Here is a 17,609-nt window from a genome sequence, read left to right as displayed (position 1 = left end):
CGAACGTTCTATTATGATTCTTTACCCTGCAGTCCGTTCTTTTTAACAGGGAATTCCCCATTTACAGTATACAGCCGGAAAGTTTTTGTTTTTGTAAGAAAAATAAAGAAAGAACATGACCTAGAGCGTACGGCCATGTTCTTCGGGTTAAAAGGTGAATTTTTTCAATTCAGCCTGTAATTCCTGTGAGAAGTTCTCCAGGTCTCCGGCCAGTTTGTTAAGCTGCTCCATAGAAGCGGAGGTCTGCTCCATGGAAGCAGATACTTCTTGAGTGCCGGCAGCAGTTTCCTGGCTGATGGAGCTGAGCTCGGAGGCATTATTCTTTGTGTTTTCAATTTTGCCATTGATTACTTTTAAGGTTCGGATAATTCCTTCAAAATTACTGAAGGTTTGGCCGATGACTGAAGAAATTTCTTCAAAGGCATGTTCCGTTTTCGTCACAGAGCTTCCTTGATTGTCAATTTGACGGTTGACCTGATCAATTAAGGAAACCGTCTGGGACGTGTCGGTCTGCATGGTTTGAATCAATGAAGCAATTTCCTTGGACGAGTTTTCGGTTTGTTCGGCAAGCTTTCTTACTTCATCGGCAACAACGGCAAATCCTTTGCCATGTTCTCCGGCACGTGCAGCTTCAATGGCTGCATTTAATGCAAGAAGGTTGGTTTGCCCGGCAATTTCTGTAATTGTATTGACGATTTCGTTAATCTCATTAGAACGAGTATTCAGGGAATCGACGGCGTGTCCCATTTTGCCGGCAATGCCCGCAGTCTCATTGAACTGTTCTTTTAACGATTGAACTGTTTTTCGGCCATTTTCAGACGAATGGAACATTTGGTCAGATCCTTCTTGCATATCGCTGATACTGACAGACAGCTGGCTGACCTGCTTATCGATTTCGCTTAAATCGGATTCATTTTCTTGAATATTTTCCGTCTGGCTTGTGGCTCCCGAGGCAATCTGTCCCATTGTGGCAGCTACTTGCAGGGAAGCGGCTGAGTTTTCTTCTGCGCTTGCTACAAGAGTCATGGAAGATTCCTGCACTTTTTCAGATATTTCATCCACCTTTACAAGGGAATGCTTTAATTGCTGGCTCATTCGGCTGAAGGCATTGAATAAATTCCCTAATTCATCTGTCCGGTCACTTGTAAGGGAAGCGGAAAAATCACCATCAGCCAATTTTTCAGAGGCGGCTTCCAATTCTTTAATCGGCCGGGTTAATGACCGTGAAATCCAATAAGAGACGGCAATGGACAAAAGAATAACAGCGCCAAGGACAAGGAGGACTGGAAAGACGATATCTTCCGCACTTTCCCTGATCTCACTTTCATTGATCATACCGATGACAATCAAACCGCCTTCTTTATTTTGATAATAAGAGAATAATCGATCTGTTCCGCCATACGAATTTTCGAAAGTGCCTTGTGTTCCTTTCATTTGCTTCAGGATTTCATCCGGAATCTTTTTGCCGATCAGGCTGTCATCCGGATGGGTCGTAATGACCCCGTCAAGATTGGTGACCATTGGGATGCCGGTCTTACCTAAATTGGCTTTTTGGTTTTGTTCTGACAGGACGGAAACAGGAAGATCCACAGCAACAACCCCGGTTAGAGTATCTCCCTTATATAAGGCTTTGGATAAGGTCAGGAACATCTCTCCAGATGTAGCATCCGGATAGGGGTCTGACCAGACCGGTTTCCCTTTTTCCTTTATGGCATCCTGATACCAGCCTCTTTCTCTCGGATCAAAATCAGCCGGAAGTTCGACATGCGGAATAATGAGAGTCTCACCTGTTTTCTCAATTCCATAGTACATGCGCTGCATACTGGTATCTGTGATGGACTGTTCAAACAGTTTTTCAATTTGCTCGGGGTTTTTATCATAGTTCTGGATCAATTCTTCTCGATTAGCTACGAGATCGAAAGAGGAATAAATATTGTCAAGATACAAATCATAGGCTGTATGGATACTTTCCACCTGGTTTTTCAGGGAGGAAGACATATCCTCTTTGATGGCTTTCAGGCTGAACTCATAAACGAATATTCCTAATAGGAAGCAGGAAATAAGGAATAAAGATAAAAAAGGGACCAGTATTCTTTTTTGCAGGGAATTGGTCCAAAATGATAAAAAACTTTTCATAATGACTTCTCCTTTCTAACGTATGAGACAGGCTTACCCTTCAGGCTGGCTGAAACGGTATGTATGACCCAAAAATGGGGTGAAGGGCCGAAAGACCTAGTTTCTCTATTATGTATATTTTCGGATGCAAAACGAAATTGTTAATGGATGGATGGAGGAAATTAGCAATGAAATGTTTTAATTTAAGAATAATCAGTTAAATGAGGTGGTGACAGCATTGAAAAGAGGTATCCGCCGTTCTTTTTCCTGGACTTTAGCCCTCATTCTTCTCCTGGCCCCGGGAAAAGAGATTTTCTCTCAGGAATCCGGGCTGAAAAGTCAGCTCAATCAAATCATAGAGGGGTCTGGTTCATTACAGGGCTCATTGGCGGGAGTCAGTATCCGCGAGGCGGAAACAGGGAAGATTCTCTATACCCATAATGGGGATTTGAGACTTAGGCCGGCTTCCAATCTCAAACTTTTGACAGCGGCTTCCGCCTTGGAAGTTCTCGGTGAGACATTTCGCTTCAAGACAGAGATCTATTTGGATGGGCTTCAGGCCGGCCCCTTTTTGAAAGGAAATGTATACATAAAGGGAAAAGGGGATCCGACATTGAGAAAACAGGATTTGGATCGACTGGCCGGCGTTCTTCGCATTCGCGGCATTCAGTTCATTTCTGGAGATATTATCGGTGACAGCAGCTGGTATGATGGTCAGCTGCACTCGGCAGATTTGCAGGAAGCAGATAAGCTGGAGGCTTACGGGGCACCGATTTCCGCGCTGACACTTTCACCTGATGGACAATATGACGCCGGTACGGTCCGGGTTGATATTCGTCCGGGAGACAAACCTGGAACGGCAGCAAGAGTTGAACTGATTCCAAGGAACGATTATATGAGAGTGGTCAATCAAGCAAAAACGGTTGATACTGATGGAAAAGAAGCGATTGAAATCAAACGGGAACGGCTGGAAAATACGATTCATGTGACAGGAACGATTCCGCTGTCACAAAATAGGGTCAAGCAGCGGGTGCCGGTGCTCGATCCTTCCCACTATACTGTCTCCATGTTTGTGAAATCATTGAAAACTCAAGGGATTCACCTGGCAGGGAACGTGTCGGCAGGCATCACTCCGAATGATGCGAAGAAAGCGGCAGAGCATGAGTCGATTCCTCTGTCAGATTTACTGGTGCCGTTCATGAAATTGAGCAATAACGGACATGGAGAAGTGCTTGTAAAGGAAATGGGGAAAGTCAAGCACGGAGAAGGCAGCTGGGAAGAGGGCCTGGAAGTGATGAATGACACACTCAAGACGTTTTCCCTACATCGGGACAGCATGAACATCCGAGATGGCTCCGGCATGTCCCATATGAACCTGGTCACAGCGAATCAAATGTCAGAGCTATTATTTCAGGTGCAGGATAAGACTTGGTTTTCCTCCTATGAAGAATCACTGCCTATTGCTGGGGAAAAAGGAAAGTTTGTCGGAGGTACGCTTCGGAATCGGATGAAAGGAACGGAAGCTGAGGGAAATGCCCGTGCAAAAACGGGGACATTGACCGGGGTAAGCACCCTTTCAGGTTATGTAACAGGGAAGAACGGGAAAACGTATATCTTTTCCATTCTGCTGAACAACTTTCTGGAAGAGAGCCGAATCACAGAGGTACAGGATCAAATTGCAGTTCTGCTGGCAGAACAGACAGGGACAGACTAACTGAAGGTCTGTCTTTTTTATTGGCATTCTGCCCTGCTTGAAATTTCCATCCATGTAAGAACCATTGTATAGTAAGAATAAACGGGAACGATAGGAGTGAATCGATGGGAAAATCAAAGGCTGCAAAAGAACTTTTTTCTTGGACTAAAGCGATAATAACGGCCGTTCTATTCTCCTGCGTGATCAGAATGTATCTATTTTCGCCTATTGTCGTCGATGGTGAATCCATGATGCCGACATTACAGGATGAAGATAAGATTATTCTCAGTAAACGCAGTGATATTGATCGCTTTGATATTGTGGTGTTCCATGCAACAAAAGAAAAGGATTATATTAAACGTGTGATTGGCATGCCCGGGGATCATATTGAATACAAAGATGACGTTCTGTATATTAACGGAAAGAAATATGAAGAACCGTACTTAGATAATGAAAAAAAAGAATATGGACAAGAAAATCTAACGGAAGATTTTAAACTGGAGGATTATACAGGAGCGGAAACAGTCCCTGAAAATGAATATTTTGTAATGGGAGACAATCGAAGAAATAGTTTAGACAGCAGAATGATCGGTACCGTTTCCAAAGAAAAAATAACCGGTCAGGCTGAATTTCTGTATTGGCCGATGAACGACATTCAATTAATTAAATAGAAGGTAAGGCCATCCTTGCTCCTGTGACGGATGGCCTTTTTGATGTGGAAGAAAATCGAATAATGAAGTATTTCCTCGGAAATAAGCGAAGGGTGATTCCGTTTTCGATTTTCATATACCAGTATTATAATAGAGAAAAACACCGTGAATTTGAAGGGAGAGAGGGTATGTATATTTACCGAAAAGCGGATATCGCCGAGATGGACAGTCTGGCAGAGAAGCGAGGACTGCGTACGGTGACATTGATGGAGAATGCGGGAAAGGCTTTGTTTGATGCCATAGTAAGGAAGCTTGGCCGAGAAGAGCGGATTTTGATTTTGGCAGGAAGGGGGAATAATGGCGGTGATGGAATTGTGCTCGCCCGATATTTAAAACAGGCGGGCTATTGCACAGATCTCTATTTTCCCCTTGGACTTCCGGTGACTGAAGCAGCAGAAGAGCATCTGTCCTATTTTAAAAGTCTGGGATATGAGCCTGCAACTGAAAAAAGAGACGCCTATTCCATTATAATAGATGCGATGCTTGGGGCAGGAACTAGACTCCCGCTTCGTGAGGAAGTTCTGGGAGAGGTCAAATGGGCGAATGCACAGAAAGCCAGAAGGTGGGCCGTTGATCTGCCAACAGGAACTGCAGCGGATCATGGCAAGACATATGAGGCGTTTCGAGCCAATGTGACATTTTGTCTGCATGGATATAAGCCATCAGCCTTCTTGGAAGACAGTGCTGACTTTTATGGAGAGACTATAGTGCTCGATATTGGACTGCCGCATGATTCACGCTTGAGGGTTTGGCAGGAAGAGGATGTCAGGGCCTCTATGCCGAAGCGGGCAGGGAATGTGCATAAGGGAACATTTGGGAATGGGCTTTTGATTGCCGGAACGGATGCTATGCCCGGCAGTGCGATGCTGGCTGGCCTTGGGGCCATGCGAAGCGGCATCGGAAAAATGACGGTGGCTACAACGAAGTTTGTCTCTTCCATTATTGCGGGCCGGGTTCCGGAGTGTACGTTTCTGCAAGACGGCCTGGAGCAGATTGCAGAAGGAAGCCTGCCAGAAGGTTTTCGGGCGGCAGCCATCGGCCCGGGCTTGGCTGATGAACAATTGATCGAACGGGCAGTCAGCCATTTGCTTCGGAGCGACCTTCCGTTGGTTCTGGATGCCGGAGCCATCAGAAGACGGACTTATCCGGAACGGAAGAGCCCTGTTATCGTGACACCCCATCCCGGGGAGTTCAGCCGGATCACAGGTGAAGCGGTGCAGGCCATCCAGCAAAATCGTCTGGACGCAGCATCGCGATATGCGGAGAAACAGGGTGTGATTTTAGTCTTGAAAGGACGGAATACTGTCATCGCCTTTCCGGACGGTGATCTGATCGTCAATCGGACAGGGAATGCCGGTCTTGCAAAGGGAGGGACAGGTGATACACTGACGGGCATGATTCTTGCCTTCCTATCGTTCAGTGAGGATGTAAAATCAGCAGTCGCGAACGCAGTTTATCTTCACGGTGCCTGTGCCGATCTGTGGAAGGAAGAAAAAGCTATGAGCAGCATGCTCGCAAGCGATTTGAGCGAATGTCTGCCTTCTGTTTTGAAAAAATTTGAATGAAGAATCTGCGGAAATTGCAAAAAAAAAAGCGCCCAATGTAAACAGGCACCTATGTCAAGGACACTATAAAAAAAGAGCTTAAGCAACTAGAAGATGATTCCTGTATTGAATAGGGGTCATCTTTTTTAAGTTCCACTGATATCGATAATTGTTATAGTAAACCATATAATGATTTATTTTTGCCTTCAATTCTTTCAACGTTTTAGCGGATTTATAATCAACATCATCTTTTAGATGACCAAAGAATGACTCCTGAGGAGCATTATCCCAACAGTTGCCTTTACGAGACATAGATTGACCAAGACCATACTTGTTTAATAGCTTTTGATACCTTGGGCTAGTGTAATGACTTCCTTGATCTGAGTGAATGAAGGCTTCTGAATGTAGAGTTACTTTCTTGTTGTTCATTAATTTCTGTATCGTCTTAGTTGCGATGTCTAAAGTAATACGATCGGAAACATGATAAGCTAAGATTTCGTTAGTGGATGCATCTTTTACGGTCGACAAATAAGCCATACAATTTCTGTTATATGGCAAATAGGTAATATCGGTTAATAATACCTTTCCAGGAACTCCTTGCTTGAATTCTCTGTTTAATTTATTTGGCACGACCTGATGTTCCTTAGTTGCTTTAGCGATCTTTTTGTAAGGATTCGATTTTCTATGTGGGCAGACAATTCCATATTTCCTCATGATTCTCTGTATCTTTTTACGACTAAAGATAATGCCATCGTTCTTTTCCAGTATCATTTTTATAGAACGTGACCCTTTCTTATATCCTCGATGATTAAATGCCTTTAATATAATCTTTTTTGCCTCTAGGTCTAATAGTTCTCTTGCATCTCGGCTGCTGGATGCCTTTAAGTAGCTATAATATCCCGAACGAGATACATCTAATAGCTGACAGAAATACGAGGTCATTCCTTTAAAACGATTCTGTTCAATGGTATCATAAATCAACTGATATACTTTACTCGGGGCTAGATTTTCTCTTCCTTTTAGCAGCCTCCTTTCTGTCACTTCTAGCTTTTTTAATAGTTCTACCTGTCCCTCAAGTAACTTAATTTGTGCTTTTTGTCTTTCGATCACCTCAGAAGGGGTAAGCTCTCGTTTTAATGGTCTGCCAGAACTTACTTTCCTTGAATCTGTAAGTCCAATTACTCCATTCTTTTCATATGCCTTCTTCCACCTACAAGCTGCTTGTTCTATTCTGCTTTGTCCTATAATCTCAATATCAAAGCCGTTCTCCATAAAAATCTGACGCGGAAGTTTACCAGACAAATACTCATCCATAAATCTATTTTTAAAGGTGTCAGTATATGTAATTGCTTTTTCACTAACACGTTGAACATTTGGATTCTGTTGAAGTACTTTGATCTCTTTAGCTGAAAATGTAATCTTACTCATGTTATCTCACCTAATCCCCTTATCTTGAAATTCAAGTATATAAAAAAATACCTGTGGTTAGACTGACCTATTCATTTGAGACAGTAATAAAACACCTTCTTAGGCTGCCATATCACCAAACTCTATTGGTGTGTGGTAGCCTAATTTTTCTTGGATACGCTCTTCGTTATAATAACTCATAAATTGATCCACACGTTCCTTTACTTCTTCTAGCGACAAAGAATGGAATTTAACAAACTGAAATTCTTCTGATTTAAGGTTGGAGTGGAAAGACTCAATCACTGCGTTGTCCCAACAGTTTCCCCTGCGTGACATACTACCAACTAAATTCTTTTCTTTAATCCGATTCTGATAAGCATAAGAAGAATAGACACTTCCTTGATCTGAATGGATGATGACTCCTTTAGGGTTTCCTCGCTTTTCTAGTGCTTCATTCAAGGTATCAATCACCAAAGGAATTTGTTGATGAGTATAAAGTTTATAGGCAACAATTTGATTATTAAACAAGTCCATGATCGTTGATAAATATAAAGTGTCTGGCCCATATTGAATGTAGGTAATATCTGTTACCCACTTATGGTTAGGTTTGCTTGCGTGAAACTCTCGCTGTAATAAGTTTGGCGCGACAACGACAGATTCTCCTTGAGATTTCCACCTTCTCTTTTGTTTTACTTTACATTGAAGGTGATATTTCTGCATGATTCGTTGAACAGTATTACGGTTCAATTTGATATGATAGTCACGTTTTAAAAGCTCCTTGATTTTTCGATGACCATATCGGTATTTAGTTTTTTCGCAAAGGTAAATAATCGCTTCTTCTTCCTTAGACAACTCAACTGGTTGCGCATTTGCCCAGCGATAATAGGTGGATCTAGGAACATTTAAAGCTGATAAAATAGCTGATACTGTATATTTCTTTCGTAAATTCTGAACTAATTGGAGAACGATTTCTTTTTCAACTCCTTTTCGATCTCCAAATACTTTTTTAAGATTTCATTTTCCTGTTTTAAATGATTCAATTGACGTTCTTTTTTCTCTTCAGGACTCGAACTGTCTGGTCCATGACCATAGGAATATTGTTTTCCTATTGGTTGATTAAATCGATGAACCTGATTATCTCGATACCATTTCATCCACGTTTTGATTTGAGATACATTTTTAATCTCATACTTCTCCATGATTTCACGGTTCGAAAACTGACCACTCATTTTATCTTTCACAACTGCCCACTTAACTTCATTTGAATATACATTTTTGCCCATGCAAAAACACCTCCGAATTAGTACTTTGTTTAAGTGTACCATTTCGAAGGTGTTTTATAGTGTCTCATTAATTTAGGTTAGTCTAGGTTAAAACACTCTTTTTTGAGTGTCTTAACCACAGGTACCATATTAATGGAGGCGCCTTTTTTCTAATATAGCCGGTTCGTGTATCCGTCCTGCAGCCGTTTTTCTATCCCCTGTTCCGTTAAATTGGGCAGACGCGCATGATCCAGCAGGATTTTGGCAGCGGAAGGAAGGGCATCTCTTTCGGGTCAGGAATCGGGTTCCCATAAACCAGACCGTTTAAAGGCCTTCGCACAATGAATAAAGCATTCTTCCACTTTAACGGAGATGCCGAGAAGAGGGCTCCGGCCTCTGACAGCCATTTGTTCCAATATATCGCCCCCCGCTATAAGGGAGGCTCTCCCGTTAATCCTCAGTGTTTCCCCAAGGCCGGGGATAAAGAACAGCAGGCCGATATGGGGATTATGGAGAATATTGAGCAGTGTATGGCTCTTTTGTTTCCCGGCCTTTCCGGGATGACCAGCTGCTTATCATGTAACACAGTGACAAAACCGGGCTGATCCCCTCTTGGAGAGACATCGCATTGCCCGCCTTCTCCGGAAGAAGAAACGGTCAGAAAAGGAGACCGGGCAATGAATTCCCTGCAATGCCGGTCAAGATGATCGATGGTTTTATTTTGAACCAATTCACTAGGCTCTCCAATCAGCGCCCTTAATTGCTCCGCCGAATGGATGGTTGTCCCAAGGGCTTCTGTCATGCTCATTCCTCCACTTTCTCTTTTTTGATTCCGACCCGTCCTGAGAAAAAGACGGCTCCGCCTCCCATATCGGCAATACGATCCGGGGTGAGGGCGTTCACCAGCTGCCCTGCTTCAGCATCGCTCCATAAGCCTTGGCTGACTAAAACACCGGGGAGAACATTTTCCCCGACAGCGGCTCTAAGCCGGCACTCGCCGCGGTGATTGAATACATGGACCATATCGCCATTCTGAATTTCCAATGCCTCTGCATCGTGGATATTCATATGGATTTTCGCTTCTTTTTCCAGGGCGATATGTTTGTCATTGTTAGAAAAGGTAGAATTCAAGAAATTATGGTTCGGTCCCGGTATGAAAAGAAAGGGCAGATCGCCGTCATCTTCAATAGGTGTATACGACGGCAGCGGCGGATAGCCTTCTTTTTTCATTTGTTCAGAATAGAGCTCGATTTTGCCGCTTGGCGTCGAAAGCTTTCCGGGGAATAAAGGCTGAACCTCTGCTTTGATGTAATTACGATCGAGCAATGCTTCATATGTAATATGTGAAATGCCTGGATTCTCAGGGTAATCTAATGCCTGACGGATCATGTCTTGCTCTGTATCCTGAAATTCTTTTTCCTCAAATCCCATTGCTTCAGCCAGAAGCTTGAAGACCTCCATATTTGATTTTGATTCCCCGTAACGCTCCATCACCGGCTTTTGTATCTGGATATAATGATGCCAATAGGAAGTAAGGAAATCCTCTGTTTCAAATGAAGAGGCTGCCGGCAGGATGATATCCGCGTATTTTGCGGTTTCAGTTAAAAACAGGTCATGCACGACGGTAAAAAGATCTTCGCGCAGCAGGCCGTCCCGGACCAGGTTCGCATTCGGTGCAATCACGGCCGGGTTGGAATTATACACATAGAGTGATTGCACCGGATTTTGGCGCTCAGCCAGTGCCTCCCCCAGCTGATTCATATTAATGATCCTCGTTTTCTTGTTTTTCAGGAAATCCGGCCGCTGCAGTGCGTGTGTATTAAAGGCAAGATATCCGGAATTCCCTTTCATGGCACCGCCGCCCTGATGGAGCCACTGGCCGGTTAAGGCAGGAAGGCACGCAATGGTCCGAATGGCCATTCCGCCGTTATCATGATGCTGGAGGCCGTTTCCGATCCGAATAAAGGAAGGGGAAGTTTGGCCATACATGCGGGCCAGTTTGTACAGGCTTTCCTCAGGGACTCCGGTTATTTGAGAGACAGCGGCTGGCGACATATCGCGTACATGCTCCCGAAGCTGTTCATGTCCTTCCGTATAGGAACGAAGGAATTTTTCATCAACGAACTGTTCTTTAAACAGGATGTGCATCAGCCCAAGAGCAAGAGCTGTATCTGTCCCTGGCTTTATCGGAATGAACCAGTCGGCCCACTTTCCGGTCTGGTTTTTATGAACATCGATGACGACAATTTTGGCGCCTTTTTTTCGGGCCTGCTGGGCAATCATCACTTGATGCATATTCGTGCTGACCGCGTTGATTCCCCACATGATGAAAAGCTTGGTATGGGCTGTATCTTCTGGACTTGTGCCGAAAGAACCGCCCATCGTATATTTGTATCCGACAGATCCGGCGGCGTTGCAGACAGATCGCTGAAGTCTGCTTGCGCCGATACGGTGGAAGAAGCGCCGGTCCATTCCTTCTGAACTGAGAATCCCCATATTTCCATAGAAGCTGTAGGGAAGGATGCTTTCAGGGCCGTACTTTCTTATGTTGTCTTTAAAACGGGCAGTGATGGTCTCGATGGCTTCTTTCCAGCTGATCGGCTCAAACTGGCCTTCGCCTTTTGCACCAATTCTTTTCAGAGGCTGCTGCAAACGTTTCGGATCGTATAGGCGGGAAGCCATATTCCGTACTTTATTGCAGATCTTTCCCTTTGTCATGGGATGGTTCGGGTCTCCCTCCACTTTGACGATTTTTCCGTTTTCTTTATGGAGCAGCAGACCGCACTGGTCCGGACAGTCCAATGAACAGACAGATGGGAATATTCCGTCTTTTTGAGCGGTATAGGATTGCATGTCGTCACCTCATTTTTTTCATGTCTGAATACTTTTCTCCTATTATAGCAACTCTTACTCTTGAACTGAAAGAAAAGTTAAAAAAGCTGGTGTGTGTTTGTATAATTTTACCTTTCTTCTTTTTTGCAATTAATAGAAAGAGAATGACCGGTATTATGGTATAAATAGAATAAATGATTTCTATTTTTTGGAAAGCGGCATCATACAGAGGATTTGGAGATTTTCTAAGTAAAATATTGCTTTAAAGGAAATAATAAATATAAACTTTCTTTTTTGAGGTAAAAAATGAAACAATCATATAAAATGGCAGTAAAAATCACGGTTCTATATATTGCTGCGGCACTCGCCTGGATTATTAGCACAGATATCATTTCAAGAAATCTATCCCATGAGAACATCGATTTATTTGCTGAATTCCAGCAATCAAAAGGCTGGATCTATATTCTGGTTTCTTCCGTAATCTTATTCCTGCTGAGCCGGAATATGATGGAGAAGCTGCTGCGTTCCCAGACTGATTTATTGAAGGTGAATGAACAATATCGTTCTTTATTCAATGAAAATCCCGATGCGGTCCTTGAAATTGATCGCATCGGGCAAATTGTGACGGTCAATAAGGAAGCAGAAGACTTGTATGGGTATGAAAAAGAATATTTTGAAGGAAAATCGGTTGCTTTTCTGTTTCCTGAAAAAGAAAAAGAACGGACGACTGTCTATTTACAGCAATCCTTAAATGGAGAAGCTGTGAAATTCGAAATTGACATTGTGGCTGTTAACGGGGAAACGAAGACGACACGCTGTTCATTCATACCGATCATTGTTCAGGGCGAAGTAAGAGGAGCCTATATGACTGCCAGAGATATTACCGAGATGAGGCGTGATGAAGAATTAATGATTATCTCGGAAAAACGTTCGGTCATCGGCCATATGGCTGCTGCGGTTGCCCATGAAATCCGAAATCCGCTGACCTCTCTGAAAGGGTTCGTGCAGCTGATGGAGATGACAAAAGAGGTAAACGACGAGCATCTGGAAATCATGAAAAATGAGATTGAACAAATCAATGTCATTTCCGGGGAGATGCTCGTTCTGGCGAAGCAGCAGGATGAGACTTACAGTGCCGTGAATGTCGGAGAATGCATCCGGCAGGTGATCATGCTGATGAAAGCGCAGGCGAACCTGAGTAATATTGGATTAATTTATGAAGAAACAGCCAAGTCTCTCATTATTTTGGCAAATCCTACTCAGATCAAACAGGTCTTAATTAATATTATAAAAAACAGCATAGAAGCAATCACTGGACACGGAGAGATTTACATTAAGCTGGATAGAGATAAGGAAAATGTCCTCCTGACTATATCCGATAGTGGAATAGGCATCGAGCCGGACCGGCTGAGCCATGTCGGGGAGCCATTTTATTCGACAAAGGAAAAAGGGACTGGCCTGGGGATGGCTGTCAGCTTCAAAATTATTCATCGCCATAAGGGTGAAATCACCATAGAAAGTGAAAAAAATCAAGGGACAGCTGTATCAATCAGAATTCCATTAGCCACAGAGACAGATCAAATGGTACTATAAATGAAGAACGTGAACTTCCAGTGTGAAGATGGAAGAATGAAATCTTGTTAAATTGCGTACTGAAGAAGGAGAACGATATGAACGAAATACCAACAATGCTGGCTGAGATGAGCCCGTTTATACAGAAGGCCTGGGAAAAATCGGGTTACATGCAGCCCATGCCGATCCAATCCAAGGCCATTCCTGCCATCCTGGAAGGCAGAGATCTGCTTGCAGAATCACCGACAGGGACAGGGAAGACACTGGCTTACCTGCTGCCCCTGCTTGAACGAATAGATCCGGAAAAAACCGCTCCGCAGGCACTTATCCTGGCTTCATCCCGGGAGCTTGTCATGCAGATCAATGAGGAAATCCGGATTTGGTCCGAAGGAAGCGGCATTTCCGGTGCAGCCTTTATCGGCGGAGCCAATGTTAAAAGGCAGCTGGATAAATTAAAAAAACGGCCGCAGGTGATTGCCGGAACTCCAGGCAGGATATATGAACTGATCGCTCAAAAGAAATTAAAGATGCATGAAGTGAAAATGCTTGTTCTGGATGAGGGGGATCAGCTGCTTGTGCCTGAACATCTGGATACAATCCGGAATATTATTAAATCAACACTGAAGGATCGTCAGGTCATGATGTTTTCAGCTACACTGCCGGAAGAAACGGAACAGCGTGCGCGCGAGTTCATGGAAAATCCGGAAACCGTGAAAGTTGACCGTTCAGAACAAAGCAAGGCTATCGAGTCGAAAGTAGAGCACATCTACATTGTTGCCGAAAGACGTGAAAAATTCGGGGTGCTTGAAAAAATTGCAAGAATAGATGGAATCAAGGCATTAGCCTTCCTGAATGATATTGGAGAGCTAACCGTAATCGGGGAAAAAATGAAATATAAGGGCTTTAATGTCGGAATCTTGCATGGAGAGTCGAACAAGATGGAGAGGCAAAAGGCCGTCAGGTATTTAAAGTCGGGTAAATCTCCGCTTCTTTTGGCAACAGATGTAGCCGCAAGAGGACTGGATGTGAAAGGGCTCACGACCGTTGTCCATGTAGATGTCGCTGAAAGTGCTGAACAGTATACGCACCGTTCAGGCAGGACAGGACGGGCAGGTGCCGATGGAACCGTTATTTCTATCGTGAATGAACGGGAAGAAAAAGATTTGAAACGAATAGCCCGCGCGCTCGATATCCAACTTACAAAAAAATCCTTTTATAAAGGAAGCTTAGTGGAAGAACGATAAAGAGAAGAGCCTGGGACAAAAAGTTTAAAATATCAACTTTCTCACAGAGGAGGTTGATATTTTTTTTGCCGACGCTTCCAGGAGCCCGCCCTTGGGCATATGATGCAGGGAGAGACGGAGGAGGGAAACAGATGGGGGAAAAGTATCAGCATATAGAAACGGCGGCCATCCATGGAGCCAGTGATACCCGGTATGCGGGAAGCCTGGTGCCGCCCATTTTTCAAACATCCACTTTTGTATTTGATACAGCCGAACAGGGAGAAAAAAGATTTTCCGGACAGGAAGACGGCTATATCTATTCGAGGCTTGGCAATCCGACCGTTAGAGTTTTAGAAGAGAAAATTGCACTGTTAGAAGGCGGAGAAGCGGGGCTTGCCTTTGGATCAGGGATGGCGGCCGTATCTGCAGTGCTACTGTCGCTGACTAAATCAGGGGATCATATTCTCTGTTCGAAAGGTGTGTATGGGTGCACATTTGGGCTGCTGGAACTTTTAAAAGAAAAGTACGGGATCTCGCATAACTTTTGTGATATGGGATCAGAGGAGGAACTGCGCCAGGCAATTCGCCCTGAAACAGCCTGTATCTTTATCGAAACGCCGATCAATCCGACCATGCAGCTGATTGATCTGGAAATGGCCGCCACGGTTGCGAAGGAATATCAAATACCGGCGGTCGTGGATAATACATTCTCTACTCCATACTTACAGCAGCCGCTTCAAAAAGGCTGTGATATTGTCCTCCACAGTGCCACAAAATATATCGGCGGACATGGAGATGTGGTGGCAGGGCTTGTGGTTGGCAAGAAGGCATATATTCAGAATTTGGCAGCCACGGTGCAAAAAGATGTGGGCGGGATTCTGTCCCCGTTCGATGCCTGGCTGCTCGCAAGGGGCTTGAAAACTCTCCCGGTACGCATGGACCGGCACAGTGAAAATGCAGAAAAAATAGTGAAAAAGCTGACAGCCCACCCTCGGGTGAAAAGGGTATATTTTCCGGGAGATACAGGGCATCCGCAATTTGAGATTGCCAAAAAACAAATGAAAGCAGGCGGCGGTCTGATTTCTTTCGAGCTGAAGGGCACGAAGGAGGATGCCCAGGCTATGCTGAACAGGCTGAAACTCATCCGGATTGCGGTTTCTCTCGGAGATGCTGAAACGTTAATTCAGCATCCAGCTACAATGACCCATTCAGCAGTTCCGGCTGATATGAGACAGGAGATGGGCATATCCGACGGATTGATCCGCCTTTCTGTCGGTCTTGAGGCGTGGCAGGATATATGGGAAGACCTCGAGCAGGCACTGAATGGATAAAAAAAGAGGAGATGTCTTATGGATGCAATAAGGCTTGGACAGAAACAGAGAATTCTTAGGATATAAGTAGCTAAGAAATGACTGAATTTAAGTGATGGACGACTTCTGGGGAACAGCACAGGGAAGAGACTGCAGGCTCGGACCGTGTCCCCCAGGAAGGGTCCCTGAAATAAAATCCATTTCGCTTTATTTATTTTTATAGTGGTCTCTTTTTCTCTGAGGGTAAGATTCTGTCCAGATATTGTTCCATATTTACTGGACTGGTCTAATCAAAAGCGCATTTCATATCCAGCATGCTTTAGATAACTTTCAGAAGAAAGGCCATTTTATGAAAAAGACATTAATGGTTTCTGGCATGGAGTGCTGCAGTTGTTATCTTTTCATTACTGAGCAACAATAAACTTATGAATTCCAGAAGTTTTCAGCTGGACGGCGGGCTGACTGATCAAGTAGAGATGAAGGGGAAAAATGGCAGCATTTTGATGACGTCCCAACGTAAAATGCGGACGGCATTTTACCATTATTGGAGCAGTATGATGCGAAAGCTACTTTTTTTCTGATTGGAAACGAGATGGAAAAAAATCCTGAGGCAGAAAAAAAAATCGTCAAAGCCGGTCATCAGGGGGGAAATCATACGTATTCGCATCAGCGCATGATGTTTAAATCGTCTTCTTTTATTAGACGGGAGAAGAGTTAAAATTCATTGAAGGAAAACTTGAATCGCTGTCAGAAGAAAGGTATACATTTGTTACCTGAAACAGCAAAATCAGTAATGGCATAATGGTTGTATGGAACAGCTAACCAAAAAGAACCCGAGCAGGCTGAACTCGGGAAGCTGAGGAAAAAATACTATATGCAAGGCAAGGGAGTGTATTCTCTTGCCCTTTTTTGGCGTGAGTGATATAAATAGGGTATCCAGATGATTCACCCATGTCGGATTTTGGAGCTGACTTGGGCAGACTGGATTAATCAAAACGTAATATTTTGTCCTTCGGGGTCGGGTGTAAATCCCAACCGGCGGTAATGAAGAAATTCTAGCCCGCGAGCCTGTAAAGGCAGGATTTGGTGAGATTCCAAAGCCGACAGTAAAGTCTGGATGGGAGAAGGACGTATGAAGCTGAATTTTATGTATAAGGAGCAGTCTGACTTTTTTTAAAAAAACAGCAGGCTTATTTGGTTATACATGTATTGGCCATATTCTCCCGTACCCCTTAGGTGTTCTTAAGGGGTTTTTTGATTTTGTTTATAAAAAACAGAAGAGGGGGGGAGTTGTGTGTTTACTGGAATCATAGAAGAAATCGGAATAGTAAAAGCAGTGAAGAAGGGCCAAAACAGTCTGGTTCTGGACATCGGTTCTGAAAAAATTACAGAGGATGTTCACCTTGGAGACAGCATTGCTGTGAACGGTGTCTGTTTGACGGTTACCTCATTCAGCAAACGTTCGTTTACGGCCGATGTGATGCCGGAAACGGTAAAGGCCTCATCGATCAGCCGGCTCAAGCCCGGTTCGTCTGTCAATCTGGAACGGGCGATGAGTGCGCAGGGAAGATTCGGCGGGCATTTTGTTTCGGGCCATATTGATGGGACAGGAACCATTATTAAAACAGAACGGTCCGCCAATGCCGTCTATTATCACATCCAATTGGATAAAGGGCTTGGCCGTTATTGTATTCCAAAAGGATCCATTGCTGTTGATGGGACGAGTCTTACCATCTTTGGCATTGAGGGAGACAGGCTAATGGTTTCCTTAATTCCGCTGACCCATCAAGATACCGTATTGGGACAGAAACAGGCCGGGGACATTGTCAATATTGAAGCAGACATGATCGGAAAATATATTGTGCACCAGCTGGAAACAGGAAATGGAAAAAAAGAAATGACCGCCGGTTTTTTAGCGGAAAATGGATTCTTTTGAGGGGG

The 17,609-nt window shown here is 44.0% G+C and carries 12 protein-coding genes, 2 pseudogenes and 1 riboswitch; of the genes and pseudogenes, 8 read left to right on the top strand and 6 right to left on the bottom strand.

Annotated features, from left to right (window positions below; genetic code table 11):
* Window positions 1-147: 147 nt before the first annotated feature.
* Both BQ4305_RS22155 and BQ4305_RS22150 read right to left on the bottom strand, forming a co-directional pair.
* A complete protein-coding gene (locus BQ4305_RS22155) occupies window positions 148-966 on the bottom strand; it encodes a methyl-accepting chemotaxis protein (RefSeq protein ID WP_407640127.1) in 819 nt (272 codons plus the stop codon).
* Between the two features lie 123 nt (window positions 967-1,089).
* A pseudogene (locus BQ4305_RS22150) lies at window positions 1,090-2,136 on the bottom strand (cache domain-containing protein); the annotation flags it as partial.
* 217 nt (window positions 2,137-2,353) lie between these two features.
* Between BQ4305_RS22150 and dacB the strand changes: the two are divergent.
* The 3 genes from dacB to BQ4305_RS01630 all read left to right on the top strand — a co-directional run bounded on the left by dacB (window position 2,354) and on the right by BQ4305_RS01630 (window position 6,083).
* Complete coding sequence (gene dacB / locus BQ4305_RS01640; RefSeq protein ID WP_199880505.1) at window positions 2,354-3,829, top strand: D-alanyl-D-alanine carboxypeptidase/D-alanyl-D-alanine endopeptidase; 1,476 nt, start codon at window positions 2,354-2,356, stop codon at window positions 3,827-3,829.
* A 104-nt stretch (window positions 3,830-3,933) separates the two neighbouring features.
* Window positions 3,934-4,479 (top strand): signal peptidase I, encoded by a 546-nt coding sequence (lepB, locus tag BQ4305_RS01635; protein WP_110926158.1) that lies wholly within the window; start codon window positions 3,934-3,936, stop codon window positions 4,477-4,479.
* 167 nt (window positions 4,480-4,646) lie between these two features.
* The gene (locus BQ4305_RS01630; protein WP_110926360.1) at window positions 4,647-6,083 is read left to right on the top strand and encodes an NAD(P)H-hydrate dehydratase; all 1,437 of its coding nucleotides are present in this window, start codon (window positions 4,647-4,649) and stop codon (window positions 6,081-6,083) included.
* 78 nt (window positions 6,084-6,161) lie between these two features.
* Here the strand turns inward: BQ4305_RS01630 and BQ4305_RS01625 are convergent, their stop codons facing one another.
* The 4 genes and pseudogenes from BQ4305_RS01625 to BQ4305_RS01610 form a co-directional block, all read right to left on the bottom strand.
* On the bottom strand, window positions 6,162-7,490 hold the full coding sequence (locus tag BQ4305_RS01625) for an IS3 family transposase (protein WP_110926157.1): 1,329 nt from the start codon (window positions 7,488-7,490) through the stop codon (window positions 6,162-6,164).
* A gap of 99 nt (window positions 7,491-7,589) precedes the next feature.
* A protein-coding gene (locus tag BQ4305_RS01620) for an IS3 family transposase (RefSeq protein WP_110926156.1) occupies window positions 7,590-8,752 on the bottom strand; the annotation gives its coding sequence in 2 pieces (ribosomal slippage) (window positions 7,590-8,476 and window positions 8,476-8,752; 1,164 coding nt in all).
* A 149-nt stretch (window positions 8,753-8,901) separates the two neighbouring features.
* Window positions 8,902-9,539: pseudogene (locus BQ4305_RS01615) on the bottom strand (pyridoxamine 5'-phosphate oxidase family protein).
* Window positions 9,536-11,584, bottom strand: a complete 2,049-nt coding sequence (locus tag BQ4305_RS01610) for a molybdopterin oxidoreductase family protein (protein ID WP_110926155.1) — start codon at window positions 11,582-11,584, stop codon at window positions 9,536-9,538. Before BQ4305_RS01610 ends, BQ4305_RS01615 begins: the two are co-directional and overlap by 4 nt.
* Window positions 11,585-11,869: 285 nt before the next feature.
* On the opposite strand from BQ4305_RS01610, the gene BQ4305_RS01605 reads away from it, so the two are divergent.
* From BQ4305_RS01605 to ribE, 5 genes are all read left to right on the top strand, one after another.
* The gene (locus BQ4305_RS01605) at window positions 11,870-13,156 is read left to right on the top strand and encodes an ATP-binding protein (protein ID WP_110926154.1); all 1,287 of its coding nucleotides are present in this window, start codon (window positions 11,870-11,872) and stop codon (window positions 13,154-13,156) included.
* A gap of 77 nt (window positions 13,157-13,233) precedes the next feature.
* Window positions 13,234-14,379: a DEAD/DEAH box helicase gene (locus BQ4305_RS01600; protein ID WP_110926153.1), complete on the top strand. Its 1,146-nt coding sequence runs from the start codon at window positions 13,234-13,236 to the stop codon at window positions 14,377-14,379.
* A 131-nt stretch (window positions 14,380-14,510) separates the two neighbouring features.
* Complete coding sequence (gene megL, locus BQ4305_RS01595; RefSeq protein WP_110926359.1) at window positions 14,511-15,689, top strand: methionine gamma-lyase; 1,179 nt, start codon at window positions 14,511-14,513, stop codon at window positions 15,687-15,689.
* 523 nt (window positions 15,690-16,212) lie between these two features.
* Window positions 16,213-16,386 carry a polysaccharide deacetylase family protein gene (locus BQ4305_RS22065; RefSeq protein WP_324611554.1) on the top strand — a complete coding sequence of 58 codons (174 nt, stop codon included), beginning with the start codon at window positions 16,213-16,215 and terminating at the stop codon, window positions 16,384-16,386.
* 286 nt (window positions 16,387-16,672) lie between these two features.
* Window positions 16,673-16,801, top strand: a riboswitch (FMN riboswitch).
* A gap of 161 nt (window positions 16,802-16,962) precedes the next feature.
* Window positions 16,963-17,604 (top strand): riboflavin synthase, encoded by a 642-nt coding sequence (ribE, locus tag BQ4305_RS01585; protein WP_110926152.1) that lies wholly within the window; start codon window positions 16,963-16,965, stop codon window positions 17,602-17,604.
* The last annotated feature ends 5 nt before the right edge of the window (window positions 17,605-17,609 follow it).

Origin of the sequence: Bacillus massiliglaciei (assembly GCF_900098925.1) — a bacterium.
Taxonomy (GTDB): domain Bacteria; phylum Bacillota; class Bacilli; order Bacillales; family DSM-1321; genus Peribacillus; species Peribacillus massiliglaciei.
This window is presented reverse-complemented; position numbering and strand designations above follow the sequence as displayed.